The sequence below is a fragment of the Streptomyces sp. NPDC030021 genome (assembly GCF_055574035.1).
In genome coordinates this window covers 573,428-600,033 of sequence record NZ_JBVIAH010000002.1, presented here as the reverse complement: position 1 = coordinate 600,033, position 26,606 = coordinate 573,428, and the positions used below count along the sequence as shown (strand labels likewise).

Genomic DNA, 26,606 nt, shown 5'->3' with positions numbered 1-26,606 from the left:
CGGACTCGCGACGGATCCCCGCCGATCCTTCCCTCCCGGGTTCCCTGCGGTTTCCAGGGATTACCCGGTGGTAAAGATGAAGATTTCGGCCCAGCGTAAGAGCATGGGAGGCGGCGAACCCAAGGCACGACTCCCCCGACAGCGAAGGAACAGCGTGGCTTCCGCATCCGATCGCAATCCGATCATCATTGGCGGCCTGCCGAGTCAGGTCCCGGACTTCGATCCGGAGGAGACGCAGGAGTGGCTCGACTCCCTCGACGCCGCAGTCGACGAGCGGGGCCGTGAACGGGCCCGCTACCTGATGCTGCGGCTGATCGAGCGGGCCCGCGAGAAGCGCGTGGCCGTGCCCGAGATGCGCAGCACGGACTACGTCAACACGATCGCCACCCGGGACGAGCCGTTCTTCCCCGGCAACGAGGAGATCGAGCGCAAGGTCCTCAACGCCACCCGGTGGAACGCGGCCGTCATGGTCTCGCGCGCCCAGCGTCCCGGTATCGGCGTCGGCGGCCACATCGCCACGTTCGCCTCCTCCGCCTCCCTCTACGACGTGGGCTTCAACCACTTCTTCCGGGGCAAGGACGAGGGCGACGGCGGCGACCAGATCTTCTTCCAGGGTCACGCCTCCCCCGGCATCTACGCCCGCGCCTACCTCCTGGACCGGCTCACCGAGCAGCAGCTCGACTCCTTCCGCCAGGAGAAGTCGAAGGCCCCGTACGGCCTTTCGAGCTACCCGCACCCGCGCCTGATGCCGGACTTCTGGGAGTTCCCGACCGTCTCGATGGGCCTCGGTCCGCTCGGGGCGATCTACCAGGCACGGATGAACCGGTACATGGAGGCGCGCGGTATCGCCGACACCTCCAAGTCCCACGTCTGGGCGTATCTCGGCGACGGCGAGATGGACGAGCCGGAGTCGCTGGGCCAGCTGTCGATCGCTGCCCGTGAGGGTCTGGACAACCTGACCTTCGTCGTCAACTGCAACCTGCAGCGCCTCGACGGCCCGGTGCGCGGCAACGGCAAGATCATCCAGGAGCTGGAGTCGATCTTCCGCGGCGCCGGCTGGAACGTCATCAAGCTCATCTGGGACCGTTCCTGGGACCCGCTGCTGGCCCAGGACCGCGACGGCATCCTCGTCAACAAGATGAACTCCACGCCCGACGGACAGTTCCAGACGTACGCCACCGAGTCGGGCGAGTACATCCGCGAGCACTTCTTCGGCGGCGACCAGCGGCTGCGCGCGATGGTCGAGAACATGTCCGACCAGCAGATCCAGCACCTGGGCCGCGGCGGTCACGACCACAAGAAGGTCTACGCGGCGTACGCGGCGGCCAAGGCCCACAAGGGCCAGCCGACGGTGATCCTGGCCCAGACGGTCAAGGGCTGGACGCTCGGCCCGAACTTCGAGGGCCGCAACGCGACCCACCAGATGAAGAAGCTGACGGTCGACGACCTCAAGCGCTTCCGCGACCGTCTGCACATCCCGATCACGGACGCGCAGCTGGAGGGCGGGGCCCCGCCGTACTACCACCCGGGCCCGGACTCCCCCGAGATCCAGTACATGCACGACCAGCGCAGCGCGCTGGGCGGGTACGTGCCGACCCGCGTGGTGCGCGCGAAGCCGCTGCAGCTGCCGGACGACAAGACGTACGCGGCTGCCAGGAAGGGGTCCGGGCAGCAGTCGATCGCCACGACCATGGCCTTCGTCCGCATCCTGAAGGACCTGATGCGGGACAAGGAGATCGGCAGGCGCTTCGTGCTGATCGCGCCCGACGAGTACCGCACCTTCGGTATGGACGCCTTCTTCCCGAGCGCCAAGATCTACAACCCGCTGGGCCAGCAGTACGAGGCGGTCGACCGCGACCTGCTGCTCGCGTACAAGGAGTCCCCGACCGGCCAGATGCTGCACGACGGCATCTCGGAGGCGGGCTGCACGGCCTCGCTGATCGCCGCGGGTTCGGCGTACGCGACGCACGGCGAGCCGCTGATCCCGGTCTACGTCTTCTACTCGATGTTCGGTTTCCAGCGCACGGGTGACCAGTTCTGGCAGATGGCCGACCAGCTCGCGCGCGGTTTCGTCCTCGGCGCGACCGCCGGACGGACCACCCTCACGGGTGAGGGCCTCCAGCACGCCGACGGTCACTCCCAGCTGCTGGCCTCGACGAACCCGGGCTGCGTGGCGTACGACCCGGCCTACGGCTACGAGATCGCGCACATCGTCAAGGACGGTCTGCGGCGGATGTACGGCCCGGAGGCGGAGGACGTCTTCTACTACCTGACCGTCTACAACGAGCCGATCCAGCACCCGGCCGAGCCGGCGGACGTCGACGTGGACGGCATCCTCAAGGGCATCCACCGGGTGTCGCAGGGCACCGCGGGCGCGATCGGGGCGCAGCTGATGGCCTCGGGCGTGGCGGTGCCGTGGGCGCTGGAGGCGCAGCGGATCCTGGCGGCCGACTGGGGCGTCCGGGCGGACGTCTGGTCGGCGACCTCCTGGAACGAGCTGCGCCGCGAGGCGGTCGAGGTGGAGCAGCACAACCTGCTCCACCCGGAGGAGGAGCAGCGCGTCCCGTACGTGACGCGGAAGCTGTCGGGTGCGGAGGGGCCGTTCGTGGCGGTCTCGGACTGGATGCGGGCGGTTCCGGACCAGATCTCGCGGTGGGTGCCGGGTGCGTACACCTCGCTGGGCGCGGACGGCTTCGGCTTCGCGGACACCCGCGGCGCCGCGCGCCGCTTCTTCCACATCGACGCCCAGTCGGTGGTCCTGGCGACGCTCACCGAGCTCGCCCGGGCGGGGAAGATCGACCGCTCGGTGCTGAAGCAGGCGATCGACCGGTACCAGCTGCTGGACGTGACGGCGGCGGACCCGGGCGCTGCGGGCGGCGACGCCTGACGCCTGCCGCGGGCCGGACGGACGAGCAGGGCGGGTGGGGCTGAGACCGAGTCACCGGGTCCGGCCCGCCCCCGCCGCAGGCCGGGTCCGAGTACCGGCGGAGCGGGTCCCGGCTTCGGCCGGGGCCCGCTCCCCTTTACGGGTTCCTTACGATGCTCGGCATGAAGGAACCCTCCCGCCAGCTGCTGTGGGAGCGGCGGAGCCAGACCCCGCTGCTCCTGCTCGCCGTGGCTTTCGCCGTGGCGTACGCCGTGCCCATCGTCACCCCCGACGCGCGTGCGGAGGTGCACCGGGCCTGCACGCACGTCGAATGGGTGGTGTGGGGGGCCTTCGCCGTCGACTACCTGGTCCGCCTCGCCCTCGCGGCGGACCGCAAGCACTTCGTCCGGACCCACTGGCTGGACCTGGCCGCCGTGGTGCTGCCGCTCGTGCAGCCGCTGCGCCTGCTGCGGCTGGTCGCCACCCTGATGCTGGTGGGCCGGCGGGCCCGGATGGCTCCGCAGATCCAGCTGACGACGTATGTGGCCGGGGCCGTCGTGGGGCTGCTGATGTTCGGCTCGCTGGCGGTGCTCAGCGTGGAGCGGGACGCCCCCGACGGGAACATCAAGAACCTGGGCGACGCCGTGTGGTGGTCCTTCACCACGATGACGACGGTCGGGTACGGGGACCATTCGCCGACCACCGGCCTCGGCCGGGTCCTGGCCGTCGGTCTGATGCTGTCGGGGATCGCCCTGCTCGGTGTGGTGACCGCCAACATCGCCGCGTGGTTCATCTCCCGCTTCGAGCGCGACGACCGGGCGGACATGCTCCAGCTGGCGGCCATCCGGGAACTGCAGGACGAGGTACGGGCGCTGCGCGGTGAGGTCGCCAAGCTCGGCGGAACCACGGCCGCTGCCACGGGCTCGGCGGCAGCCGTGGCCGTGGCAGCGACCACGGTCGCGACCGTGGCCGTGGCCGATCCGCCGAACGCACCGGCGCAGCGGGAAGCTACCTCTCCCACACCTTGAACGCCCGCACCTGGTAGGGCGACTGGGGCAGCCAGACCCCGTCGCCCGGATAGGTCTGGAACTCGCCCGTCTCGGCGCACTCGGCCGACTGGTAGGTGGTCACCGGGCGCCCGGTGCGGTTGGTGAGCGACTGGGCGCTGGTCCCGGCCGGCAGCGCGGTGCAGCTGTTGATGTCCAGGTTGCTGAGCTCGTGCGTCTGCCGGGCTCCCTTGAACTCCGGTTTCGCCCACAGGCACAGCTGCCCGGTCGCGCAGGCCCCGAGGGTCGGCGGGCCCGCGGCGTGGGCCGTGGTGGCCGTACTCGGGATGAGGGCGGTGAGGGCCAGGACGGTCGCGGCGAGGGTGGTCGTGGTGGTGGCGCGGGTGCTTCGACACGTACGCATGACGGGTCAACTCCTTGTTGACGGCGGGCGCCCGGACCGTTTCCGGAGCTCCGCCGACACCACGCTGACCTGCGACGACGGGCGGACGGAAGAGGCCCCGGGCGGGTCCACCCAGATAGGCGACAGCCCCGGCGCGGCCCTCCGGCATAGCCTTCATACGTACGGAGTTGACGCTTCCGGGAGCCGGGGGCGCCGGGCTCGCGGCCGCCCCGGCCGGGGTGCGGGCCCCGCCGGGCCCGCACCCGAACGTGTCATGCGCGAGCGCTCCCGCGGGCCGGCCGAGGACCTCGGACGGCGCGTCGCAAACGGCTTAACGCAGCGGCCGCCACCCCGTCGGTCACCGATACGCTGACCGCCCACTCGGCGTCAGAAGGGAGCCCCGCCGTGATGACCGACGAGCGGTCGGCGACGGCCGCGCCGGTGACCGGACTGCGCGAGCGCAAGAAACGGCGCACCCGGAACGCGCTGCTGCGCGCCGCCCTCCTGCTGTTCCTCTCCCAGGGGTACGAGCGCACCACCGTCGACGAGATCACCGACGCCGTGAACGTGTCCCAGCGCACCTTCTTCCGTTACTTCGCCAACAAGGAGGAGGTCGTCTTCGCCCTCCAGGAGCTGGTCGAGTCGCGGTTCGTCGCCGAACTGCACGCCCGGCCGGCCGCCGAGGGGCCCTTCGAGGCGCTGCGGGGTGCGGCGCTCGCCGCCTGGGACAGCGTCGAGCTGGCCCTGTCCGAGGTGGTCCCGGTCGATCTCTACATGCGCAGCTACCGGTTGATCGAGTCCACCCCCGCCCTGCTCGCCGTGCACCTGCGGCGCTCCACGGAGCTGGAGGAACGGATCTCCCGGCTGATCGGCGCCCGCGAGGGACTGGACGTGGACGCCGATCCGAGGCCGCGGGTCGCGGTCGCCGCGTTCTGCGGCGTGATGCGCGTCACGGGGCGGCTCTGGGGGCAGGGCGAGGACACCAGTGTGGAGTCGATCCGAGGGCTGACGGAGACCTACCTCGACGGGATCGGCCCGGCGCTGACCTCCAGTTGGCGCGGGTCCGCGTAGCCCGTCGGCCCGCGCCGTCCGGTGCGCCGACGCGCCGGCGGGTCCTCCTCCCGGGCCTCACGGAGTCCCACGGTCGGCCGTGAGTCCTGTCACCCGGCACGCCTGTGGCGTAAGACGTCTCATAGGCTGGTCACAGTGAACGTGCCCGGCCTTGCCCACCCCACCGCCCTCGGCGCCGACCCGCGCCCTGCCGCTTTGCGTGCCCTGCTCGCGCTGGCGGTGGTCTTCATCATGCTGGCGACCACCGGCTGGACGGCCGTGCACCGGCCCGAGAAGGACACCCCGCTGCGGGTCGCAGCCCTCGGCGCCTGGGCCAAGGCCCGGATCGACGGCCGCCCGGTGCCCCCCGCGGACGCCCCCGCACGTACGGTGGCCCGTTTCTTCGCGGGCCTCGACGGTGCCCAGCGCGCCCGGCTCGCCGACGGCTATCCGCTCGTCGTGGGCAACCTCGACGGGGCCCCCGCGGCCGTCCGCTACCGGGCCAACCAGCAGGGCCTGGAGCAGGCCCGCCGGGTCGAGGAGGCCCGCAGCCACGATGTCGCGCTGACCCCGGCCGACCGGTCCACGGCCACCCGGCGCTCCCACCGCTTCGCCTCGCTCACCGAGCCGGGCCGCCAGATCCTCGCCTTCGACCCGAGCGGCAACGGCCGCGTGGCCGAGGTCTTCGGTGACCTCGCCGGGGCCGAGCGGGTCTCGGTGATCGTCCCCGGTGTCGACACCGACGTGCTCACCTTCGAGCGCAGCCAGCGCCGCCTGACCTCCCCGGTCGGCATGGCCGAGTCCCTCTACGAGGCCCAGCGGGCGGCCGAGCCGGACAGCCGGACGGCGGTCATCGCCTGGGCCGGCTACACCGCCCCCACCGGCATCGGCGTGGACGCCGCCACGGGCCGCATGGCCGTCGACGGCGCCGTCCTGCTGAAGTCGCTGACCACGGCCCTGCCCGGGGACGCGAGCGTGGCGCTGTTCTGCCACAGCTACGGATCGGTGGTCTGCGGGGTCGCGGCGCACGAGCTGCCGCGCCGGGTGACCGACGTGGTGGTGGCGGGCAGCCCCGGGATGCGCGCGGAGAACGTCGCCGGGCTGCACACCTCGGCGCGGGTCTGGGCGACGCGCGACGAGGGCGACTGGATCGCGGACGTTCCGCACCTGGAGGTCGGCGGTCTGGGCCACGGCGCCGATCCGGTCTCCCCGGCGTTCGGCGCGCGGCTGCTGTCCTCGGCCCGGGCCAAGAGCCACACCGGCTATTTCGCGCCAGGTACGGACTCGATGGACAACTTCGCCAAGATCGGAACCGGCGCGTTCGCTTCCGTTGTCTGTGCGACCGGGAACGATGCGTGCCGGCGCGGGATCTCCGGGACAGAGCAGGACTGACGCGCGTAGAGGCACGGAAATCGGTCCCCGCAACCGGGGGGACGTGCGGGGGCGCCGCCGTTTACGATGTGCCGCATGGGTGACGTACTGGCCGGAAATCATGCCGTCTGGGAGTTCGACTCGGACTCGGTGCTCATCCGCTTCGCACGGGGGATCAGAACGCCGAGGCTGCCACGACTCTGGCATGCCCTGGGCTCGCGCCGGATCCCCCTTGAAGCGGTGTCCGCCGTGACCGTGACCGTGACCGGCAACAAGCGGGACACGGTGGTTCTGCGTGCCCTGCCGCGGCCGGGCGCGGATCCGCTGATGGAGGCCGCCGCCGGGCAGCTCAAGGAGGCCTGCGACCCGTACCGGCTGGTGCTGCCGGGCGACCGGGCGCCGGCCGCCACGGCGTTCGCCGACGCGCTGCGGTCCCGGCTCGGGCCGGAGGCCGCCGAGCCGTCCGCGCGCTTCCTCGTCGACGTGCCGCAGCCGCCGCTGCACCTGAAGGCGTACGACGCCCGGGTGGGCTTCGACGGCTCGGCAATCACCTTCCACTGGTCCCGTACGGGCGCCTCCAGCACCAAGTGGAAGGCGGGCGACCAGCGCTTCCCGCTGGCCGCGCTCACCGGCGTCGAGTGGAGCTCCCCGGAGGGCCCCGGCGGGCACCTGCGGCTGCTGCTGCGGGACACCACCGGTGACCCCCGCCCGGACCACGACCTGGCGGCGGCCGTCTTCGGCACGGGCTACGGGGCGGTGCACGACTCGCTGCCGTTCGCCGCGGCCGTCCTGGCCGCCCTGCGCGCCCGTACCCCGGTCGCCTCCGTGCCACGGGCCCGCTCCGGCGACGACCGGCTGCGGCACCTGAGCGAGCTGCACACGGCGGGGCTGCTCACGGACGCGGAGTACGCGGCGCTGCGGGACCGGTTCGCCGCCGAGTCGCTCTGAGCGGGGCCCGGCGGCCGAGACGGCCTAGCCTTCCCGTGCCGCCGAGGTGAAGCTCATGTCCGGGTAGCGGTTCCCGGCGACCTGCGCGGCGATCGGCTCCAGCAGGTCCAGCTCGGCCCGGGTGAGGGTGATCCGGGTCGCCCCGGTGTTCTCGCGCAGCCGTCCGGGCTTGCGGGTGCCCGGGATCGGGACCACGGTCAGCCCGTGCACCTTCGCCCGCTGCTGCACCCAGGCCAGGGCGATCTGCGCCGGGGTCGCACCGCGCTGCGCGGCGATCTCCCGGACCGGGACCAGCAGCTCCGCGTTGGCCTTGGCGTTGTCGCCGTTGAAGCGCGGCTGGTAGCGGCGGAAGTCGTCCTGCGACAGCTCCGCGGACGCGTCCGCGAAGGACCCGGTCAGGAAGCCCCGGCCGAGCGGGGAGTACGGCACGAAGGCCACACCCAGCTCCGCCGCCGCGCCGACCGCGCTGCGCTCCACGTCCCGGCTGAACAGCGACCACTCCGACTGGAGCGCCGCGATCGGGTGCACGGCGTGCGCCTCGCGCAGCTCCGCGCCGGTGACCTCGCTGAGGCCCAGGTGGCGGACCTTGCCCTCCTGCACCAGCTCCGCCATGGCGCCGACGGACTCGGTGAACGGCACGGCCGGGTCGCGCCGGTGCATGTAGTACAGGTCGATGACGTCCACGCCGAGCCGGCGCAGGCTGGCCTCCACGGCCGCGCGGATGTAGGCGCGGTCGTTGCGGACGCCCCGGTACTGCGGGTCGTCGGTGCGCTCTATGGCGAACTTCGTCGCCAGGGTGATCTCGTCCCGGTGGGCGGCCACGAAGGACGCCAGGAACTCCTCGTTGCGCCCCCGCCCGTAGACGTCCGCGGTGTCGAAGAGGGTGACCCCGGCGGCCAGCGCCGCGTCCAGGGTCTCCCGGGCCGCCGCCTCGTCGGTGTCCCCGTAGAACTCGCTCATGCCCATGCAGCCGAGCCCCTGGACGCCGACCAGCGGGCCGCCCTTGCCGAGCTCGACCTGTTCGAGGGTGGTGCCGTGCTCCGTCATTGCTGTGCCTTCCCCGATACCGTTTTCATGGCGTACATATCGATCTTGTAGTCCAGTACGGCGAGCGCGTCCGTGAGCTCCGTGATCCGCGAGCGCACCTCGCGGCGCGTGCGTTCCAGCAGCTCCCGGCGTTCCCCCACCGTGTGCTCGCCCTCGCGGACCAGTTCGGCGTACCGCACCATGTCCGCCACCGACATCCCCGTGGCGCGCAGCTTGCCCACGAAGGCGAGCCAGTCGAGGTCCTTGTCGGTGAAGCGCCGCTGCCCCGAGTGGGAGCGGTCCACGTGCGGCATCAGGCCGATCCGCTCGTACCAGCGCAGGGTGTGCTGGGTCAGACCGGTCCGGGCCTCGACCTCGCTGATCGTGTACCGCGTCTGCGTCAGGCTCTGGCTCATGACTCCACGCTAAAACCCTTGAGTGCACTCCAAGCAAGTAGGCTCGGCGACATGGACAGCGCGGAGGACGGAAACGGCATGGAAAGCCTGCGGATCATCGAGACCTGGCCGGTGCCGACCGCCGCGGCGGCCGTCGTACGGGCCGACGGGAGCCTGGCGGGCTCCCACGGGCCCGTCGACCACCGGTTCGCCCTGGCGTCGGTCACCAAGCCGCTCGCCGCGTACGCCGCCCTCGTCGCGTACGAGGAGGGGGCGATCGAGCTGGACGAGCCGGCCGGGCCCGAGGGGTCGACGGTCCGTCACCTGCTCGCGCACACCAGCGGCCTGGCCTTCGACGAGCACCGGGTGTCGGCCCCGCCCGGGCAGCGCCGGCTGTACTCGAACGCCGGTTTCGAGGAGCTCGGCGACCACATCGCCAAGGCCACCGGCATCCCCTTCGCGGAGTACCTGCACCAGGCGGTCTTCGAGCCGCTGGGCATGGAGCGGACCACGCTGGAGGGCTCGCCCGCCAAGGACGGCGTCTCGACCGTCGCCGACCTGCTGCGGTTCGCCGCCGAGCTGCAGGCGCCGCGGCTGCTGGACGTCCGTACGGTCGCCGAGGCCACCTCCGTGGTGCACCCCGGGCTCAAGGGCGTCCTGCCGGGCTACGGGCACCAGTCCCCCAACGACTGGGGCCTCGGCCTGGAGATCCGCGACCACAAGTCCCCGCACTGGACGGGCGTTTCCTCCTCGCCGCGCACCTTCGGCCACTTCGGCCAGGCCGGCACCTTCCTGTGGGTGGACCCGGACGCGCGCGCCGCGTGCGTGGCGCTGACCGACCGCGCCTTCGGCCCGTGGGCGGCCGAGGCCTGGACCCCGTTCACCGACGCGGTGCTGGCCGAGCTGCGCTCCCGCTAAGGGCTGTCCCGTAATCCCCGGTGGATCAGCGCACGGCGTCAGAAGCGGTGCATCGCAAGGCGGAGGGGCGTCCTCATACTGGGCGTATTCGGGCGTTCCGACAACGCGGCGAGGTGCCGTAGCTGACGTCGTGCGCCCGCCGGGGATTGCGGGACAGCCCTTAGGCCGTCTCCTTCGGATCAGGCCGGGTCGGGGAATTCCCAGATCAGCAGCTCCCCCGGGGACCCGGCGACGACCTCCAGGTCCCGTTCGGCGGTGATCCGCACCGAATCCCCGGGGCCCAGCTCCGCCCCGTCCAGGCGCACGTCCCCGCGCACCACGTGCAGGTACACCCGGTCGGCCGCGGGTACGGCGACGCGCTCGCCCGCGCCGGGCCGCCGGACGTGCAGCACGGCGCCGGCCCCGGGGACCTCGTAGGGCGCGGCGTCGGTGACCCCCCGGACGACCCCGTACGAGGGCTCGCCGCCCGCGGCGAGGGGCGCGAGCCACATCTGCACGAAACGCAGCCGCCCGGCGCCGTCGTTGCGCTCCACGTGCCGCGCCCCGGATCCGGCGCTGAGCCGCTGTACGTCCCCGGGCCGCACCACGCTCTTCTCGCCGGTGCTGTCCTGGTGGGTGAGTTCGCCCTCGATCACCCAGGTGACGATCTCGGTGTGGCTGTGCGGGTGCTCGTCGAAGCCGGAGCCCGGCGCGAGGGTCTCCTCGTTGCAGGCGAGCACGGGCCCGAAGCGCAGATTGTCCGGGTCGTAGAAGGCGCCGAAGGAGAAGGCGTGCCGGGTGGTGATCCCGGCGGCCGGGTCCCCGCCCTCGTACCGGTCGGCGCCGGGGCGAACATCAATCATGGACGCCACGGTAGACCCCGGCGCGGGCCGGGGCGCGGGCCGCAGGCGGGACCGGACTCCGCGTACCCGTCCCGATAAGGCAGTCTTGTCACGTGCCCCAACCCGAACGTGAGCATTCGCCCGCCACACATGCCGCGCATCCCGCTCCCGCCCATCCGCACACCGCGACCCTCCGCCGACTGGAGAAGTCCGCGGGCCGGCTGGCCGCCAACGCGATCGCGCGCATGGACGAGACCCTGCCGTGGTACCGGGCTATGCCGCCCGAGAACCGGTCCTGGATCGGCCTGGTCGCCCAGGCCGGTATCGCCGCGTTCACGGAGTGGTTCCGGCACCCGGAGACCCCGCAGGCCATCTCCACCGATGTCTTCGGGACGGCTCCGCGCGAGCTGACCCGGGCGATCACCCTGCGCCAGACCGTCGAGATGGTCCGCACCACGATCGAGGTCATGGAGTCCGCGATCGAGGAGGTGGCGGCCCCGGGCGACGAGTCGATCCTGCGCGAGGCGCTGCTGGTGTACGCCCGGGAGATCGCCTTCGCGACCGCCCAGGTGTACGCGCAGGCCGCCGAGGCGCGCGGGGCCTGGGACGCCCGGCTGGAGTCCCTGGTCGTCAACGCGGTGCTGTCCGGCGAGGCGGACGAGGGTGCGCTGTCGCGGGCGGCGGCGCTGGGCTGGAACTCCCCGGAGCACGTGTGCGTGGTGCTCGGCACCGCGCCGGAGGGCGACAGCGAGCTGACGGTCGAGGCGATCCGGCGCGCGGCCCGTCACCACAAGCTCCAGGTCCTCACCGGCGTGCTCGGGGACCGGCTGGTCGTCATCGCGGGCGGCAGCGACAACCCGATCCAGGTGGCCAAGTCGCTGATCGGACCGTTCGCGGCGGGTCCGGTGGTGGCCGGACCGGTGGTGTCCGACCTGCTGAACGCGACGAAATCGGCGCAGGCCGCGGCGGCCGGGCTGAAAGCGTGCACGGCCTGGCAGGATGCCCCTCGGCCGGTCCTGGCGGACGATCTCCTGCCGGAACGTGCCATCGCCTCCGATCCCGCCGCCAGGGATCAGCTGGTGGAGGAGATCTACAGACCACTGGAGGAGGCGGGGTCCGCGCTGCTGGAGACCCTGAGCGTGTACCTGGAGCAGGCGAGCAGCCTGGAAGGGGCGGCGCGGATGCTGTTCGTGCACCCCAACACGGTGCGCTACCGGCTGCGACGTGTGACCGACGTCACCGGATGGTCTCCTTCCGATGTCCGCTCGGCGTTCACGCTGCGAATCGCCCTGATTCTCGGGCGTCTGGCCGACGGCGACCCCCAGTCCTAGACTTTTGTCGGACATCAACAATTACCCCGACGGTTCTTCGTCCCTGTCCCCACGGGCGGCAGGGACCATCCACAAGAGAGAGTGTGAGGGTGCTCGTACTCGTCGCTCCCGGCCAAGGCGCTCAGACGCCCGGCTTCTTGACTCCCTGGCTCGAACTTCCCGGTGCCGCTGACCGCGTCGCCGCGTGGTCGGACGCCATCGAGCTGGACCTTGCCCACTACGGCACGGACGCAGACGCCGACGCGATCCGCGACACGGCCGTGGCCCAGCCCCTGCTGGTCGCCGCGGGCCTGCTGTCCGCGTCCGCGCTCGGTTCCCCGACCGCCTTCGGCGCCGTCGCAGGCCACAGCGTCGGTGAGATCACCGCCGCCGCCTACGCCGGCGTGCTGTCCGAGGCCGACGCGCTGTCGTTCGTCCGGACCCGCGGTCTGGGGATGGCCGAGGCCGCCGCCGTCACCGAGACCGGCATGGCCGCGGTCCTCGGCGGTGACCGTGACGTGGTCGTCGCCCACCTGGAGAAGCTGGGCCTGACGCCCGCCAACATCAACGGCGCGGGTCAGATCGTGGCCGCCGGCACGATGGAGCAGATCGCCGCTCTGGAGGCCGACAAGCCCGAAGGCTCCATGAAGGTCGTCGCCCTCAAGGTCGCGGGCGCGTTCCACACGCACCACATGGCCCCCGCGGTCGCCACGCTGGAGAAGGCCGCCGAGGCCCTCACCCCGGCGGACCCGGCGCTGAAGTACGTCTCGAACAAGGACGGCCTCGTCGTCGCCACGGGCGCCGATGTCGTCGCCCGCCTGGTCGGTCAGGTCGCCAACCCGGTCCGCTGGGACCTGTGCATGGAGACGTTCGCCGAGCTGGGCGTCACGGGGATCATCGAGCTCTGCCCCGGTGGCACCCTGACGGGCCTGGCCAAGCGCGCGCTCAAGGGCGTACCGACCGTGGCTCTGAAGACCCCGGACGATCTCGACAAGGCCGCGGCGCTCATCGCCGAACTGACGGTCTGAGAGAAGGAGCCCACACAGCATGTCCAAGATCAAGCCGGCCAAGGGCTCCCCTTACGCCCGCATCCTCGGTGTCGGCGGCTACCGCCCGACCCGCGTGGTGCCCAACGAGGTCATCCTCGAGACCATCGACTCGTCCGACGAGTGGATCCGCTCCCGCTCCGGCATCGCGACCCGGCACTGGGCCTCGCCCCAGGAGACCGTCTCCGCGATGTCGGTGGAGGCCTCGGGGAAGGCGCTGGCCGATGCAGGTGTCGCCCCGGAGCAGATCGGTGCCGTGATCGTCTCGACGGTCTCGCACTTCAAGCAGACCCCGGCCGTCGCGACCGAGATCGCGCACCGGATCGGCGCGGGCAAGCCCGCCGCCTTCGACATCTCCGCCGGCTGTGCCGGGTTCGGCTACGGCCTGACCCTGGCCAAGGGCCTGGTGGTGGAAGGTTCCGCGGAGTACGTCCTCGTCATCGGCGTGGAGCGGCTCTCGGACCTGACCGACCTGGAGGACCGCGCGACGGCCTTCCTGTTCGGTGACGGCGCCGGCGCCGTGGTCGTCGGTCCCTCGGACGAGCCGGCCATCGGCCCCACGGTGTGGGGTTCGGAGGGCGACAAGTCCGAGACGATCAAGCAGACCGTGCCGTGGGACGAGTACCTCGGCAAGGACGGCGGCGAGAAGTTTCCGGCCATCACCCAGGAGGGTCAGGCGGTCTTCCGCTGGGCCGTCTTCGAGATGGCCAAGGTGGCCCAGCAGGCGCTCGACGCGGCCGGGATCACCGCGGACGACCTGGACGTCTTCATTCCGCACCAGGCGAACATGCGGATCATCGACTCGATGGTGAAGACTCTGAAGCTGCCGGAGCACGTCACGGTCGCCCGTGACGTGGAGACAACCGGCAACACGTCGGCCGCCTCGATTCCGCTCGCTATGGAGCGGCTCCTGGCGACCGGAGCGGCGAAGAGCGGCGACACCGCGCTCGTCATCGGCTTCGGGGCGGGGCTCGTCTACGCCGCGACGGTCGTTACCCTCCCCTAGGGCCGGGATCCACATCCCACCCTGTTCCACCTCAGTTAGCTATAGAAGGAGCGCCACATGGCCGCCACGCAGGAAGAGATCGTCGCGGGTCTCGCGGAGATCGTCAACGAGATCGCCGGTATCCCCACCGAGGACGTCGCGATCGAGAAGTCCTTCACCGACGACCTGGACGTCGACTCGCTCTCCATGGTCGAGGTCGTCGTCGCCGCCGAAGAGCGCTTCGACGTCAAGATCCCGGACGAGGACGTCAAGAACCTCAAGACGGTCGGCGACGCCGCTGACTACATCCTGAAGCACCAGGCCTGAGCCTGACGAGCGTTTGTCGCCACCTGGCGGTGGCGCCGTGACAATTCAGCACCCCCTGAGACGTGGAGAAAGAATTCCTGTGAGCCCGACCAATCGCACCGTGGTCGTCACCGGTATCGGCGCAACCACTCCGCTGGGTGGCGACAGCGCTTCGACCTGGGAAGGTCTGCTTGCCGGCCGTTCCGGCGTGAAGCCCCTGGAGGGCGAGCGCTTCGCCGAACTCCCGGTACGCATCGCCGCTCGGGCCGCCGTCGACCCGAGTGAGGTCCTGCCCCGGCCGCTGGCCCGCAAGCTGGACCGCTCGGCGCAGTTCGCCATCATCGCGGCCCGCGAGGCGTGGGCCGACGCCGGTTACACCGCCCCGGCCGGCGAAGAGACGGAAACGGGCGCCTTCGTCGCGCCCCAGCGTCTGGGCACCGTGATCGCCTCCGGCATCGGCGGTGTCACCACCCTGCTCGACCAGTACGACGTCCTGAAGGACAAGGGCGTGCGCCGGGTCTCCCCGCACACCGTCCCCATGCTCATGCCGAACGGCCCGTCGGCCAACGTCGGCCTGGAGGTCAACGCCCAGGCGGGCGTGCACACTCCGGTCAGCGCCTGCGCGTCCGGTGCCGAGGCCATCGGCTACGCCGTCGAGATGATCCGTTCCGGCCGCGCCGACGTGGTCGTCGCGGGCGGCACCGAGGCGGCGATCCACCCGCTGCCGATCGCCGCGTTCGCCAACATGATGGCGATGTCCAAGAACAACGAGAACCCCGAGCAGGCCTCCCGCCCGTACGACAAGGCCCGTGACGGCTTCGTACTGGGCGAGGGCGCGGGCGTCGTCGTCCTGGAGTCCGCCGAGTTCGCCGCCGCGCGCGGTGCCCGGGTCTACTGCGAGGTGCTGGGACAGGGTCTGTCCGCGGACAGCCACCACATCGCGCAGCCGGAGCCGACCGGCCGCGGTGTCGCGGCCGCGGTGCAGAACCTGCTCGACAACACGGGTCTCGACCCGGCCGAGCTGGTCCACCTGAACGCGCACGCCACGTCCACCCCGCAGGGTGACACGGCCGAGCTGAAGGCCCTGCGCAAGGTGCTGGGCGACGACCTCGACCACATCGCGATCTCCGCGACCAAGTCGATGACGGGTCACCTGCTGGGTGGCGCGGGCGGTATCGAGACCGTCGCGACGGTGCTGGCGCTGTACAACCGGCTGGCCCCGCCGACGATCAACATCGACGACCTCGACGAGGACATCGACGCGGACATCGTCGTCGGCGAGCCGCGCAAGCTGCCGGCCGACGGCCCGATCTCCGCGATCAACAACTCCTTCGGCTTCGGCGGCCACAACGTGACCCTGGCATTCCGCACGGTCTAGTACGTCCGAGCTGCGCGAAAGGCCCACCCGGTGAATCCGGGTGGGCCTTTCGCGTGCTTATTGCGTGCCCGCCGCATGCCTGCCGCGGGCTCAGACCACCTGGTGGAGCCAGCGGACCGGGGCACCCTCGCCCGCGTAGCGGAAGGGCTCCAGTTCGTCGTCCCACGGCTTGCCGAGCAGCTTGGCGATCTCCGCCTCCAGGTCGGTCTCGCCGCGCGCGGAGCGGGCGAGGGCGGCGCGCAGCCGGTCCTCCGGGATCAGGATGTCGCCGTGCATACCGGTGACGGCGTGGAAGATGCCGAGCTCCGGGGTGGAGCTGTAGCGCTCGCCCTCGGCGGTCGGGCACGGTTCCGCGGTCACCTCGAAGCGCAGCAGGTGCCAGCCGCGCAGCGCGGAGGCGAGTTTCGAGGCGGTGCCCGCTTCGGCCTGCCAGGAGAACTCGGCTCTCCAGGTGCCCGGGGAGGCGGGCTGTCTGATCCAGTCGAGGTTCACCCGCACCCCGAGCACGCCCGCAACAGCCCATTCCACATGCGGGCAGAGCGCGCGCGGTGCGGAATGCACGTACAGAACTCCACGTGTCGTCACCGGGACCTCCAGTGTGGGACGAGGTCGGGAATAAACTCCAGAAAACGGACAGTATGTGACGTGATGTAATGTAACGGAAATTATTTGACATTGCGCTACGGGACCTGCGGCCGAAACGCCACGGGAAAAAGCTACCGTGCGTCAGGGGTCATGGTGTGACGTACGGTCGCTCCAAGACCCGTAAACACAGAGCTTTCACTCAGCAGGACCCCCCGAACGATGTGGGGACGACAAGGAGGCCCCTTCCCATGCGCACCACCGCTCCGCGCCGCGGCGCGCGCCGGACCCTCGCGGGCGCGGGCGCGGCGGTCGCCCTGCTGGCCGGGGCGGCCACCGGGTGCAGCTCGGGCGGGCCGGGCGAGCAGGGCGGAGAGAGCGGGGCGCAGGGCGCACCGCGCTGGAACACGGCACCCGCCTCGATCGCGGCCGTGGGCGACTCCATCACGCGCGGTTTCGACGCCTGTTCGGTCCTGGCCGACTGCCCGGAGGTCTCTTGGGCCACCGGGAACGACCCCGCGGTCCGCTCCCTCGCCGCCCGGCTGCTCGGGGACGCCGAGGCGCCCGCCCGGAGCTGGAACTACGCGGTGACCGGCTCACGGATGGCGGACCTGCCGGCTCAGCTGGCGGGGGCCGCCGCGCACAAGCCCGACCTGGTCACGGTCATGGTGGGCTCGAACGACGCCTGCCGGCCCTCGGCTTCGTCGATGACGCCGGTGGCGGAGTTCCGGTCCGGTTTCGAGCAGGCCCTCGCGGGCCTGCGGGCCGCGTCCCCCGCCTCCCAGGTGTACGTCTCCAGCGTGCCGGACCTGCAGCGTCTGTGGGAGCAGGGCAAGGACCTCCCGATGGTGCGGCAGATCTGGAAGCTGGGGATCTGTCAGTCCATGCTCGCCGATCCGCTGTCGGCGGCCTCGGGGGCGACGGCCCGCCGCGAGCAGGTGCGGGCGCGGGTGGTGGAGTACAACGAGGTGCTGCGCGAGGTCTGCGCGAAGGACGCGCTGTGCCGCTACGACGGTGGCGCCGTGTTCCAGTACCCCTTCGCGGCGGATCAGTTGAGCCGCTGGGACTGGTTCCATCCGGGCAAGGACGGGCAGGCACGGCTCGCGGAACTGGCGCACCGCCAGGTGACGGCGGCCGAACCGCCGCGTTGACGCCCCGGCACCCGGCGGGTCCGGGGGCGGGAGTCAGGGCCCGCCCCCGGACCGGTTCTCAGGGGTGATTTCCGGCCATACGGCGTGTCACGCGATGTCGAGCGTCGCGGTCAGCCGGGTGTCACCGTGCGAGTGGCTCGCGCGCACCTCGTAGGTGCCGCCGATCCGCCGCCAGCCGCGGGCCTCCTCGTCCCAGATCTCGAAGGCCCGGGCGGGCAGGGCGATCTCGGTCTCGACGCTCTCGCCGGGGCCCGCCGCGACGCCCGCGAAGGCGGCCAGCCAGCTCGCCGGGCGCTCGGCACCGTCGTGCGCGGGCGCCAGGTAGACCTGGACGACCTCGCGGCCGGGGCGGGCACCCGTGTTGGTGAGGCGGACCCGGACCGTGTCGCCGGTGACCTCCAGGGAGTCGTACGTCCAGTCGGTGTAGCCGAGTCCGTGCCCGAAGGGGTAGGCGGGGGTCACGCCGTGCTTCTCGTACGCCCGGTAGCCGATGAAGAGCTCCTCGCGGTAGTCCAGGCGCCCCTCGGTGGGGACGACCTCGGTGACGGGCGCGTCCGCGAACCGTGCGGGCCAGGTGGTGGGCAGCCGTCCGCCCGGCTCCGCGTCGCCGAGGAGTACGTCGGCCAGCGCTGCCCCGCCCTCCTGCCCGGGGAACCAGGTCAGCAGGACGGCGGCCACGTCCTCGCGCCACGGAAGCTCCACCGGGGAGCCCGTGTTGACGACGACCACCGTGTTCGGGTTCACGGCGGCCACCGCGCGCACCAGGTCGTCCTGGCGGCCGGGCAGGGTGAGGTCCTGCCGGTCGAAGCCCTCGGACTCCACGCGCTCGGTGGTGGCGACGACCACGACGGCGGTGTCGGCCTCGCGCGCGGCGGCCACGGCCTCGGCGATCAGCTCGTCGGCGTCGCGCCGCGGGCCGAGGTGGAGCAGCGAGAACATGATCGCTCTGAGCGGCAGCGCGGACATGTCGGGGACCTGGAAGGTCAGTGACACCTCGACGGGCTCGCCCTCGGTGAGGGTGAGGCGGGCGCGCTCGTCGGGGGCGCCGAAGAAGGCCTCGAAGGGGTCGGCCTCGTTGCCCATCTCCTGGACGCCGCTCCACAGCTGCTCGCCGCCGACGGCCAGGGCGAAGGCGCCGAGGCCGCGGGTGCCGAAGGCGTGCTCGCCGCTCTCGCGCGGCACGAACGTGCCGCGGACCTCGATGCTCGCCATGGTCTCGTACGTGACCCCCGCGGGCAGGTCCTCGCCGATCCACTGGACCTGGCCCGAGGGCAGGCCGCCCTCGCCGAGGACGGCTCCGGAGGCGTCGCGGCAGACGGCGTGGAGCTCGAAGCCCTGACCGGCGGGGGTGAGCTCGTCGGAGGGGTCGGCGCCGACGGTGTAGGTGAGGGCCCCGTCGGGGAGGGCGGCGGTGAGGCCGTCGAGCGGGGAGACGATCCGCTCGGGGAAGACGGTGGCGCTGCCCCCGCCGAGGACACGGGCGTCACGGGCGGCGGCGCCGGAGAGGGCAACGGTGCGGCCGGCGGCCCCGTCGAGCGGCAGCGCCCCTTCGTTGCGGACCAGGACGAAGCCGCGGGCGGCGAGCTCGCGGGCCAGCGCCTGGCCGTCGATCGGGGCCGGGGCGCTCTCCACGGCGGCGGGGGCGCCCTGTAGGACGCCGACGCGGGCGGCGAGGCGCAGGACGTTGCGCACGGCCTCGTCCACGGCGGCCCCGGGGACCTCGCCGGCGCGGACGGCCTCGGCGAGGGCGGGGCCGTAGACGGTGGTGGGGCCGGGCATGGCCACGTCCAGGCCGCCCAGGATGTCGCCGGCGGTGGAGCGGGCGGCCATCCAGTCGGAGACGTTGCAGCCGTCGAAGCCCCATTCGGCGCGCAGGACTTCGTTCACCAGGTACTGGTGCTCGGTCATGGTCGTGCCGTTGACCTGGTTGTAGGCGGTCATGATGCCCCAGGGGTGGGCATTGGCGACGATGGCCTCGAAGGGCGCCAGGTACAGCTCGCGCAGCGGGCGCGGGGCGATGACGCTGTCGACGGTGAACCGGTCGGTCTCGGCGTCGTTGCCGACGAAGTGCTTGACGGTGGTGCCGACGCCGCCGTCCTGGACGCCGTTCACATAGCCGGAGCCGACGGCGCCGGTGAGGTACGGGTCCTCGGAGTAGCACTCGAAATGCCGGCCGCCGAGCGGGGACCGGTGCAGGTTGACGGTGGGCGCGAGGAGGACGTGCACGCCCTTGCGGCGGGCCTCCTGGGCGAGGAGCCGGCCGGCGCGGCGGGCGAGCTCCGGGTCCCAGGCGGCGGCGAGCGCGGTCGGGGACGGCAGGGCGATGGACGGGTCGTCGGCGGTCCAGCGCACGCCCCGGACCCCGATGGGCCCGTCGGAGAAGACCAGGGACTCCAGCCCGATCGCGGGGACGGCGGGCAGGGACCACATGTCCTGGCCGGCCAGGAGCCGGGCCTTGGTGTCGAGGTCCAGTTTGCCCAGCGCCGCCTCGACGGCGTCGTTGCGGCTCTGTTCGCGGACCTGATCGGCATCGGTCACAGCCGTGCCTCCTCGTTGAGTGCGGTTGCTCGGTGCGGTGCCCCCATCGTGGACCGGGTACCTGTTGAACGGTAGGGTTCGTAATGTGTTCGTGATATTTGGATGCCGTACGGTCCTGTGGGCAGGGCAGAGCGCGTGAACGGGAAGGGGTGCCGGGTCGATGGTCAGGGCGAGGAGCGAGGAACGCCGCGGGGAGATCGTCCGCGCGGCCGTCGAGGTGATCGCGGAGCGCGGCTACCGGGGCGCGTCCCTGGCCACCGTCGCCGAACGCGTGGGCCTGACCCAGCAGGGGCTGCTGCACTACTTCCCGGCCAAGGAGGACCTGCTGGTCGCGGTGCTGGAGGAACGCGACCGCTGGGACACGGGCGGCGGCTCGCGCTCCGCCGCCGGCACCTGGCGCCTGGACCTGCTGGACTCGCTGGTCGAGTACAACGCCATGCGCCCGGGCATCGTGCAGACCTTCTCGGCGCTGCTGGGCGAGAGCGTCACCGACGGGCACCCGGCCCGGGAGTTCTTCACCGAGCGCTACGCCCAGGTCCGCTCGGAGATGGCCGCGGTGCTGCGCGCCGAGTTCGGCGACCGCCTCCCCTCCGGCCTCACCCCCGAGCAGGTGGCCCCGCTGCTGACGGCGGTCATGGACGGCCTCCAGTACCAGTGGCTGCTGGCCCCCGAATCGGTGGACATGCCCGCCGCCTTCCGCTCCTTCCTGACCCTGCTGCGGGGGCCGGAGTCCTAGGACTCAGGGGTGTCTAGCGCTGTGACCGGCAAGGTTCACCGGGTTGCGACGCCCGGCACGGCACTAGTCGACCTGGAGCTCGCCCATGCGGCTCCAGCCGGTCGCACCCGCGATGGTGGTGCTGACGATCTCGGGCGTACGGGTCACCATCGGCCGCATGGTCTCCAGCGCGGCGCTGAAGTGCTCGGAGGTGACGTGCGCTTCGGCGGCGTCGTCCTGGAAGGCCTCGACCAGCACGTAGGTGTTCGGCTCCTCCAGGCTGCGCGACCACTCGAACCACAGGTTCCCGGGTTCGGCGCGGGTGGCGCGCGTGAACGGCGCGACCTTGTCGGGCCACGCGTCGACGTATTCGGGCTTGACGGGGAATTTCACCACGATGAAGATCACACCGGCATTTTATGCAGGTTGATCCACACCGCGGGCGAACTTCCACGGCCCCGGCCGAGTCACGCGCCGCCGGGTCTACGCCGCCACCCCGCCCGGGATCGCCCCCTCCCCCGCCGCCCTCGCCCTCCTGGCCCTGCTCGAGGAGGTCGCGGCCGGGCTGGCATCCTGACCCGGTGAAGATCGCCGCAGCGCAGCTGACCTGCGCCCCCGCCGATGTCCGGGCCAACGTCGCACGGGCCGCGGACCTCGCCGCCGCGGCCCGCGCGCAGGACGCCGAACTGGTGGTGTTCCCCGAGTTCACGCTCACCGGCTACGAGCTCGCCGCGCTGGCCGCCGACCCGGGCCTGTGGACGGCCGCCGACGACCCCCGGCTGGATCCGCTGCGCTCCGCCGGGATCGCCACCGCGGTGAACGTCGCCCTGCCCACCGGCGGCCCCCGCCCCGCCATCGCGACGCTGGTCCACGACGCGGACGGCGCGCACGTGACGACGTACGCGAAGCAGCACCTCTACCGGCACGAGCAGGAGGTCTTCGAGCCGGGCCGGGACGACGGGCGCTTCGAACTCGGCGGGATCCGCTTCTGTCTGGGCATCTGCTTCGACAACCACTTCCCCGAGCTGCCGGGCCGGGGCGCCGCCGACGGCTGCCGGGTCCACCTGGCGAGCTCCCTGTACGGCACGGGCGACGGGATCCACGAGCGCGCCACCGTGTACCCCGGGATCGCGAAGGAGCACGGCCTGTACGTGGTCCTCGCCAACCACGTCGGCCCGGCGGGCCCGTGGACCGGCTGCGGCCGCTCGGCCGTGTGGGGTCCGGGCGGCGTCCTGCTGGCCGAGGCCGACGACCGTACGCCCTCGGTGGTGACGGCCTCGGTCGCGGCGGTCCCGGTGTGATGAGGTGGGGGCCATGAGCGACTTCGAGACGATCACGGTTCCGGAACGCCTCCACGGATATCCGGGGGTGGCCTTCGGCGGCTACGTGGCGGGCGTACTGGCCGCCCGGGCCGCCGCGAAGGACGTACGGGTGGACTTCCGGCGGCCCGTGCCGACCGGTGCGCCGGTGCGGCTCGCCGCGACCGCGGACGGCGGGTGCGAGCTGACGGACGGCGAACTGCTGCTGGCCGCGGCGACCCCGGCCGAAGCGCCCTCCGCCGACTCCCCCGAAGCCCCGTCCTGGGACCGGGCCGTGGCTGCGGCCGAGGCCTTCCGGGCGGACCCGCCGGACGGTCAGGCCGACTGCTTCGGCTGCGGCCTGGACCGGACGCCCGCCACCGGGCTGCGCCTGCACTGCGGTACGGTGCCGGGCCGCGAGCTGGTCGCCGCGGCCTGGACGCCCGCGCCCGGACTCGGTGGCGCGGACGGGCTGCTGCCGCCCGAGCTGGTGTGGGGCGCGCTGGACTGCCCCGGGAACGCGGCCGGGCGGCTGCTCGACGGCCGCCGGGCCGGTGCGGTCACGGCCGCGCTCGGCGCCCGGCTGCTGCGGCCGGTGCCGGTGGGCGAGGGGCTCGTCTCGTACGCCTGGATGCTGTCGTCCTCGGGCCGCAAGTACACCGTGGGCACGGCCCTGGCCACGGCCGACGGCGAACTGTGCGCCGTCGCCGAGGCGCTGTGGGTGGAACCCCGCGGGTAAGGGTTCACGCAGAATCGGGCAGCAGGTGCTTGCTGCCCCACTCGCCCAGGGCCTCCAGCGCCGTGTTCAGATCCTGGCCCAGCGGGGTCAGGGAGTACTCGACGCGCGGCGGGACCTCCTCGTACACCTCGCGGTGCACGATGCCGTCGGTCTCCAGCTCGCGCAGCTGTGCGGCGAGCACCTTCTCCGAGACCCCCGGGACGAGGCGGCGCAGCTCGCCGAAGCGGCGGCGCGGGCAGCGCTCCAGCTCCCACAGGAGCGACACCTTCCACTTGCCGTCGATCACGGACATAGCCGCAGCGATCCCGCAGTGATCCGCACCGGGCCTTCGCGTCCCCGCCATCGCGCACTCCTCCCACCTGCTCGCTCACCTTGGGGTAACCACCCACTCCAAAGTGCGTACTTGAGCGCCTCACGCCCTGCAACCAGGCTAAACGGCATGACCGACAACACATCTGAGAACTCGCTCACCCTGCTCGGACTCGGCGACATGGGCACCGCCCTCGCGCGCACCTGGCTCGCCGCCGGGCACTCCCTGACCGTCTGGAACCGCACCCCCGCCAAGGCCGGGGCGGTGGCCGCCGAAGGGGCCGTCGTCGCCGCGAGCCCCGCCGAGGCGGTCGCCGCGAACACGCTGGTCGTGGTCTGCCTGCTGGACGACTCCACCGTCGGCTCCGCCCTGGACGGCATCGACCTGACCGGCAAGGACCTCGTCAACCTCACCACCGGCACCCCGGGCGAGGCGCGCGCCCGCGCCGCCTGGGCCGAGGAGCGCGGCGCCCGGTACCTGGACGGCGGGATCATGGCCACTCCGACGATGATCGGCGTCCCCGAGGCCGGCGGGTACGTCTTCTACAGCGGCTCCCGCGCGCTCTTCGACAGCCGCCGGGCGGTCCTGGAGGTCCCGGCCGGGTCCCGCTTCGTCGGCGCGAACCCCGGGCACGCGGCCCTGCACGACGTGGCGCTGCTCAGCGCGATGTGGGGGATGTTCGCCGGCATCTCGCAGGCCTACGCACTGACCGAGGGCGAGGACATCGCCCCGAAGGACCTGGCTCCGCTGCTGTCCGAGTGGCTCGGCGCGATGGGCTTCTTCGTCGGCAACGCCGCCGAGCGGCTGACCTCGCGGGACTTCACCTCGGGGGTGGTGTCCAACCTGGCCATGCAGGTCGCGGGCAGCGGCACGATGCTGCGCACCGCCGAGGAGCAGGGCGTCAGCGCCGAGCTGATCACCCCGTACGTGGACCTGCTGCGCCGCCGGCTGACCGCGGACCCGGCCGCGCACGGCGGGGAGGACACGACGGGGGCCATCCTGCTGCTGAAGCGGTAGGCGGCCGAAGGCCTGGGGCGACGCGGGTCAGGCAGGATCCGGAAGAGACGGCCTACGAGTACGCGGGCGGCGGCGGTCCGAAGCCCGCGGGGGTGGTTTCGGCGGCCGGAGCCTCGTCGGTCCGCATGAGGTCGCGGGCCATCAGCGTGGCGCCGGCCACCGCGCCCGGCATCAGGAACACCGCGACCAGCGGCACCAGGAACGCCAGCACCAGCGGCACCCCGAAGCCCAGCACCAGCATCCGCCGCGAGCGCATCAGCTCCAGCCGGCCCTGCAGCTCCACCTTGCGCCGCTGCAGGGCCACGGCGGTGAGCTCCTGGGTCAGGAAGTACCCGGAGACGCAGAAGCCGAGCACCGGGATCACCGTCTGGCCGATCACCGGGATGAACCCGAGGGCGAAGAGCAGGATCCCGTACAGCAGCACCCGCACGAGCACCTTCATGCTGTCCCGGGCCGAGACCCACAGCTCCAGCCAGAGCGGGAGCCCCGACCGCGGCACCTCGCCGCCCTCGCTGCGGTCGACCTGCTCCGAGAGGGACTCGTAGAACGGCTGGCCGATCAGCAGGGTCACGGCGGTGAAGGTGATCACCGCGAGGAACAGCCCGAGGCTGAAGAACAGGGCGGTCAGGAAGCCGCGGAAGAGCGGGAGCCAGGGCGAGGACCAGTCGTCGGCGAAGGGGGTGGCCCAGGCGGTCAGGTCGTCGGCCCCGTAGCCGAGCCCGATCAGGGCGCCCACGTACAGGACGAGCGCCACGAGCCCGGGCAGCAGCCCGAAGCCCAGCCACCGGCCGTGGCGGAACACCCATCGCTGTCCGGCCAGCAGATACCGGAAGCCCCCCGCAAGATCACGCATGGGGCCAGTTTACGGCGAAGGCCGCACCCCGGTCGGGGTGCGGCCTTCGCGCTGCGAGCGCCGGATCAGACGGCGAGCTCGACGGTGATGTTGCCGCGGGTCGCCTTGGAGTACGGGCAGACCTCGTGGGCCTTCTCGATGAGGTCCTTGGCGGTGGCGGCGTCCACGTTCGGGATCACGGCGGAGATCTTGACGATCAGGCCGAAGCCCTCGTCGTTCTTGCCGATGCCGACCTCGGCGGTGACCGTGGAGCCGGAGATGTCGGCGTTCACGTTCTTCGCGACGACGCCCAGGGCGCCCTGGAAGCAGGCGCTGTAGCCGGCGGCGAACAGCTGCTCCGGGTTGGTACCGGCGCCGCTGCCACCGAGCTCCTTCGGCGGGTTCACGACGACGTCGAGCTGGCCGTCGTTGGTGGCGACGCGACCGTCACGGCCGTTCTCGGCGGTGGCGACAGCGGTGTAGGCGACGTCGGACTGCTGGATGGACATAAAGGAAAATCCTCCTGGTAATCGCCGTGAGTCGCGCCCACGATCACGACGGTGTGCAGTGAGCCTAACCGGTGAAAGAAACGATCATCTTTCCGGTGTTCTCGCCGCGCAGCATGCCGAGGAAGGCGGAGGTGGCGTTCTCGACACCCTCGACGACCGTCTCGTCGTACCGCAGCTCGCCGGAGCGCAGCCATCCGGCGACGTCCTGGACGAACTGCTGCTGCAGTCCGTTGTGGTCGTTGACGAGGATGCCCTGGAGGCGCAGGCGCTTGCCGATGACCTGCATCAGGTTGCGCGGACCGGGGGCGGCCTCGGTGTCGTTGTAGCCGGCGATCGCGCCGCACAGGGTGGCGCGGCCGTTCACCTTCATCGAGGAGATGGCGGCCTCCAGGTGGTCGCCGCCGACGTTGTCGAAGTAGACGTCGATGCCCTCGGGAGCGGCGGCCGGCAGCTGCTCGGCGACGGGGCCGTTCTTGTAGTTGAAGGCGGCGTCGAAGCCGTACTTCTCCGTGAGCAGCGTCACCTTCTCGTCCGAGCCGGCGGAGCCGATCACCCGGGACGCGCCCTTGATCTTCGCGAACTGGCCGACGAGGCTGCCGACCGCACCGGCGGCGCCGGAGACGAAGACGGAGTCGCCCTCCTTGAAGGAGGCGACCTCGAAGAGGCCGGCGTAGGCGGTCAGACCCGGCATGCCGAGGACGCCGAGGTAGGCGGAGAGCGGGGCGAGCGAGGCGTCCACCTTGACGGCGTGCGCGGCGTCGAGGTCCGCGTACTCGCGCCAGCCGAAGGGGTGCAGGACGTGCTCACCGACGGCGAAGCCCTCGGCGGAGGAGGCGACGATCTCGCCGACCGCACCGCCCTGCATCGGCTCGTCCAGCTGGAAGGGCGGGATGTACGACTTCACGTCGTTCATCCGGCCGCGCATGTAGGGGTCCACGGACATGTACAGGTTGCGCACGAGAATCCGGCCGGCGGCGGGCTCGGCGGACACGGGCACCTCGCGCAGGGCGAAGTCCTCGGCGACGGGCCAGCCCTGCGGGCGACGGACGAGGTGCCACTCGCGGCTGACGGCGGGGATCTGGGACATGCGGCGCTCCTGGTCAGAA

At 72.0% G+C, this 26,606-nt stretch carries 27 protein-coding genes; 16 read left to right on the top strand and 11 right to left on the bottom strand.

The window, feature by feature from the left end; genetic code table 11:
• The first annotated feature begins 154 nt into the window (after positions 1–154).
• Both aceE and ACZ4YL_RS05840 read left to right on the top strand, forming a co-directional pair.
• Positions 155–2,887 (top strand): pyruvate dehydrogenase (acetyl-transferring), homodimeric type, encoded by a 2,733-nt coding sequence (gene aceE, locus ACZ4YL_RS05845; protein WP_468114015.1) that lies wholly within the window; start codon positions 155–157, stop codon positions 2,885–2,887.
• 161 nt (positions 2,888–3,048) lie between these two features.
• Positions 3,049–3,894, top strand: a complete 846-nt coding sequence (locus ACZ4YL_RS05840) for a potassium channel family protein (RefSeq protein WP_468114013.1) — start codon at positions 3,049–3,051, stop codon at positions 3,892–3,894.
• Here the strand turns inward: ACZ4YL_RS05840 and ACZ4YL_RS05835 are convergent.
• Positions 3,875–4,276 carry a peptidase inhibitor family I36 protein gene (locus tag ACZ4YL_RS05835; RefSeq protein ID WP_393782824.1) on the bottom strand — a complete coding sequence of 134 codons (402 nt, stop codon included), beginning with the start codon at positions 4,274–4,276 and terminating at the stop codon, positions 3,875–3,877. The genes ACZ4YL_RS05840 and ACZ4YL_RS05835 overlap by 20 nt on opposite strands.
• A gap of 387 nt (positions 4,277–4,663) precedes the next feature.
• On the opposite strand from ACZ4YL_RS05835, the gene ACZ4YL_RS05830 reads away from it, so the two are divergent.
• From ACZ4YL_RS05830 to ACZ4YL_RS05820, 3 genes are all read left to right on the top strand, one after another.
• Entirely contained in the window at positions 4,664–5,326 is a 663-nt protein-coding gene (locus ACZ4YL_RS05830) for a TetR/AcrR family transcriptional regulator (protein WP_468114011.1), read from the top strand.
• A gap of 219 nt (positions 5,327–5,545) precedes the next feature.
• Positions 5,546–6,697: an alpha/beta hydrolase gene (locus ACZ4YL_RS05825; protein ID WP_468114100.1), complete on the top strand. Its 1,152-nt coding sequence runs from the start codon at positions 5,546–5,548 to the stop codon at positions 6,695–6,697.
• A 66-nt stretch (positions 6,698–6,763) separates the two neighbouring features.
• Positions 6,764–7,624 (top strand): DUF4429 domain-containing protein, encoded by an 861-nt coding sequence (locus tag ACZ4YL_RS05820; protein ID WP_468114009.1) that lies wholly within the window; start codon positions 6,764–6,766, stop codon positions 7,622–7,624.
• A 24-nt stretch (positions 7,625–7,648) separates the two neighbouring features.
• Here the strand turns inward: ACZ4YL_RS05820 and ACZ4YL_RS05815 are convergent, their stop codons facing one another.
• Entirely contained in the window at positions 7,649–8,671 is a 1,023-nt protein-coding gene (locus ACZ4YL_RS05815; protein ID WP_468114007.1) for an aldo/keto reductase, read from the bottom strand.
• Entirely contained in the window at positions 8,668–9,066 is a 399-nt protein-coding gene (locus tag ACZ4YL_RS05810; protein WP_202201697.1) for a MerR family transcriptional regulator, read from the bottom strand. Before ACZ4YL_RS05810 ends, ACZ4YL_RS05815 begins: the two co-directional genes overlap by 4 nt.
• Before the next feature lie 78 nt (positions 9,067–9,144).
• On the opposite strand from ACZ4YL_RS05810, the gene ACZ4YL_RS05805 reads away from it, so the two are divergent.
• Entirely contained in the window at positions 9,145–9,963 is an 819-nt protein-coding gene (locus ACZ4YL_RS05805) for a serine hydrolase domain-containing protein (protein ID WP_390799579.1), read from the top strand.
• Between the two features lie 179 nt (positions 9,964–10,142).
• Here ACZ4YL_RS05805 and ACZ4YL_RS05800 read toward each other — a convergent pair whose 3' ends face one another.
• The gene (locus ACZ4YL_RS05800) at positions 10,143–10,805 is read right to left on the bottom strand and encodes a pirin family protein (RefSeq protein WP_468114005.1); all 663 of its coding nucleotides are present in this window, start codon (positions 10,803–10,805) and stop codon (positions 10,143–10,145) included.
• A 92-nt stretch (positions 10,806–10,897) separates the two neighbouring features.
• Here ACZ4YL_RS05800 and ACZ4YL_RS05795 point away from each other — a divergent pair, with 92 nt between their 5' ends.
• The 5 genes from ACZ4YL_RS05795 to ACZ4YL_RS05775 all read left to right on the top strand — a co-directional run bounded on the left by ACZ4YL_RS05795 (position 10,898) and on the right by ACZ4YL_RS05775 (position 15,809).
• A complete protein-coding gene (locus ACZ4YL_RS05795) occupies positions 10,898–12,115 on the top strand; it encodes a PucR family transcriptional regulator (protein WP_301371398.1) in 1,218 nt (405 codons plus the stop codon).
• Positions 12,116–12,204: 89 nt separating this feature from the next.
• Positions 12,205–13,122: an ACP S-malonyltransferase gene (locus tag ACZ4YL_RS05790; protein ID WP_468114004.1), complete on the top strand. Its 918-nt coding sequence runs from the start codon at positions 12,205–12,207 to the stop codon at positions 13,120–13,122.
• A gap of 19 nt (positions 13,123–13,141) precedes the next feature.
• Positions 13,142–14,146: a ketoacyl-ACP synthase III gene (locus tag ACZ4YL_RS05785; RefSeq protein WP_030009996.1), complete on the top strand. Its 1,005-nt coding sequence runs from the start codon at positions 13,142–13,144 to the stop codon at positions 14,144–14,146.
• Positions 14,147–14,203: 57 nt separating this feature from the next.
• On the top strand, positions 14,204–14,452 hold the full coding sequence (locus ACZ4YL_RS05780) for an acyl carrier protein (RefSeq protein WP_384372313.1): 249 nt from the start codon (positions 14,204–14,206) through the stop codon (positions 14,450–14,452).
• Positions 14,453–14,531: 79 nt separating this feature from the next.
• Positions 14,532–15,809 (top strand): beta-ketoacyl-[acyl-carrier-protein] synthase family protein, encoded by a 1,278-nt coding sequence (locus tag ACZ4YL_RS05775; protein ID WP_468114001.1) that lies wholly within the window; start codon positions 14,532–14,534, stop codon positions 15,807–15,809.
• Positions 15,810–15,899: 90 nt separating this feature from the next.
• On the opposite strand, the gene ACZ4YL_RS05770 is transcribed toward ACZ4YL_RS05775, so the two are convergent.
• Positions 15,900–16,394 carry a DUF3145 domain-containing protein gene (locus ACZ4YL_RS05770; protein ID WP_030160508.1) on the bottom strand — a complete coding sequence of 165 codons (495 nt, stop codon included), beginning with the start codon at positions 16,392–16,394 and terminating at the stop codon, positions 15,900–15,902.
• Between the two features lie 248 nt (positions 16,395–16,642).
• Between ACZ4YL_RS05770 and ACZ4YL_RS05765 the strand changes: the two genes are divergently transcribed.
• A complete protein-coding gene (locus ACZ4YL_RS05765) occupies positions 16,643–17,542 on the top strand; it encodes an SGNH/GDSL hydrolase family protein (RefSeq protein WP_468113999.1) in 900 nt (299 codons plus the stop codon).
• 87 nt (positions 17,543–17,629) lie between these two features.
• Here ACZ4YL_RS05765 and ACZ4YL_RS05760 read toward each other — a convergent pair whose 3' ends face one another.
• Positions 17,630–20,080 carry a beta-glucosidase gene (locus ACZ4YL_RS05760; RefSeq protein ID WP_468113998.1) on the bottom strand — a complete coding sequence of 817 codons (2,451 nt, stop codon included), beginning with the start codon at positions 20,078–20,080 and terminating at the stop codon, positions 17,630–17,632.
• A 160-nt stretch (positions 20,081–20,240) separates the two neighbouring features.
• On the opposite strand from ACZ4YL_RS05760, the gene ACZ4YL_RS05755 reads away from it, so the two are divergent.
• The gene (locus ACZ4YL_RS05755) at positions 20,241–20,816 is read left to right on the top strand and encodes a TetR/AcrR family transcriptional regulator (RefSeq protein ID WP_468113996.1); all 576 of its coding nucleotides are present in this window, start codon (positions 20,241–20,243) and stop codon (positions 20,814–20,816) included.
• A 63-nt stretch (positions 20,817–20,879) separates the two neighbouring features.
• Here ACZ4YL_RS05755 and ACZ4YL_RS05750 read toward each other — a convergent pair whose 3' ends face one another.
• Positions 20,880–21,203, bottom strand: coding sequence for a putative quinol monooxygenase (locus ACZ4YL_RS05750; RefSeq protein WP_468113994.1), 324 nt, complete (start codon positions 21,201–21,203; stop codon positions 20,880–20,882).
• A gap of 173 nt (positions 21,204–21,376) precedes the next feature.
• Between ACZ4YL_RS05750 and ACZ4YL_RS05745 the strand changes: the two genes are divergently transcribed.
• Together ACZ4YL_RS05745 and ACZ4YL_RS05740 are read left to right on the top strand one after the other, a co-directional pair.
• The gene (locus ACZ4YL_RS05745) at positions 21,377–22,096 is read left to right on the top strand and encodes a carbon-nitrogen hydrolase family protein (RefSeq protein ID WP_468113993.1); all 720 of its coding nucleotides are present in this window, start codon (positions 21,377–21,379) and stop codon (positions 22,094–22,096) included.
• A gap of 13 nt (positions 22,097–22,109) precedes the next feature.
• Complete coding sequence (locus tag ACZ4YL_RS05740) at positions 22,110–22,832, top strand: PaaI family thioesterase (RefSeq protein ID WP_468113991.1); 723 nt, start codon at positions 22,110–22,112, stop codon at positions 22,830–22,832.
• Between the two features lie 4 nt (positions 22,833–22,836).
• Here the strand turns inward: ACZ4YL_RS05740 and ACZ4YL_RS05735 are convergent, their stop codons facing one another.
• Positions 22,837–23,124: a winged helix-turn-helix transcriptional regulator gene (locus ACZ4YL_RS05735; RefSeq protein WP_468113990.1), complete on the bottom strand. Its 288-nt coding sequence runs from the start codon at positions 23,122–23,124 to the stop codon at positions 22,837–22,839.
• Between the two features lie 147 nt (positions 23,125–23,271).
• Between ACZ4YL_RS05735 and ACZ4YL_RS05730 the strand changes: the two genes are divergently transcribed.
• Positions 23,272–24,159 (top strand): imine reductase family protein, encoded by an 888-nt coding sequence (locus ACZ4YL_RS05730; protein ID WP_468113988.1) that lies wholly within the window; start codon positions 23,272–23,274, stop codon positions 24,157–24,159.
• 52 nt (positions 24,160–24,211) lie between these two features.
• Here the strand turns inward: ACZ4YL_RS05730 and ACZ4YL_RS05725 are convergent, their stop codons facing one another.
• The 3 genes from ACZ4YL_RS05725 to ACZ4YL_RS05715 all read right to left on the bottom strand — a co-directional run bounded on the left by ACZ4YL_RS05725 (position 24,212) and on the right by ACZ4YL_RS05715 (position 26,587).
• Positions 24,212–25,012 carry an EI24 domain-containing protein gene (locus ACZ4YL_RS05725; RefSeq protein ID WP_468113986.1) on the bottom strand — a complete coding sequence of 267 codons (801 nt, stop codon included), beginning with the start codon at positions 25,010–25,012 and terminating at the stop codon, positions 24,212–24,214.
• A 65-nt stretch (positions 25,013–25,077) separates the two neighbouring features.
• Complete coding sequence (locus tag ACZ4YL_RS05720) at positions 25,078–25,500, bottom strand: organic hydroperoxide resistance protein (protein WP_030011104.1); 423 nt, start codon at positions 25,498–25,500, stop codon at positions 25,078–25,080.
• Between the two features lie 64 nt (positions 25,501–25,564).
• Positions 25,565–26,587 carry an NADP-dependent oxidoreductase gene (locus ACZ4YL_RS05715; RefSeq protein WP_266391159.1) on the bottom strand — a complete coding sequence of 341 codons (1,023 nt, stop codon included), beginning with the start codon at positions 26,585–26,587 and terminating at the stop codon, positions 25,565–25,567.
• Positions 26,588–26,606 lie beyond the last annotated feature (19 nt).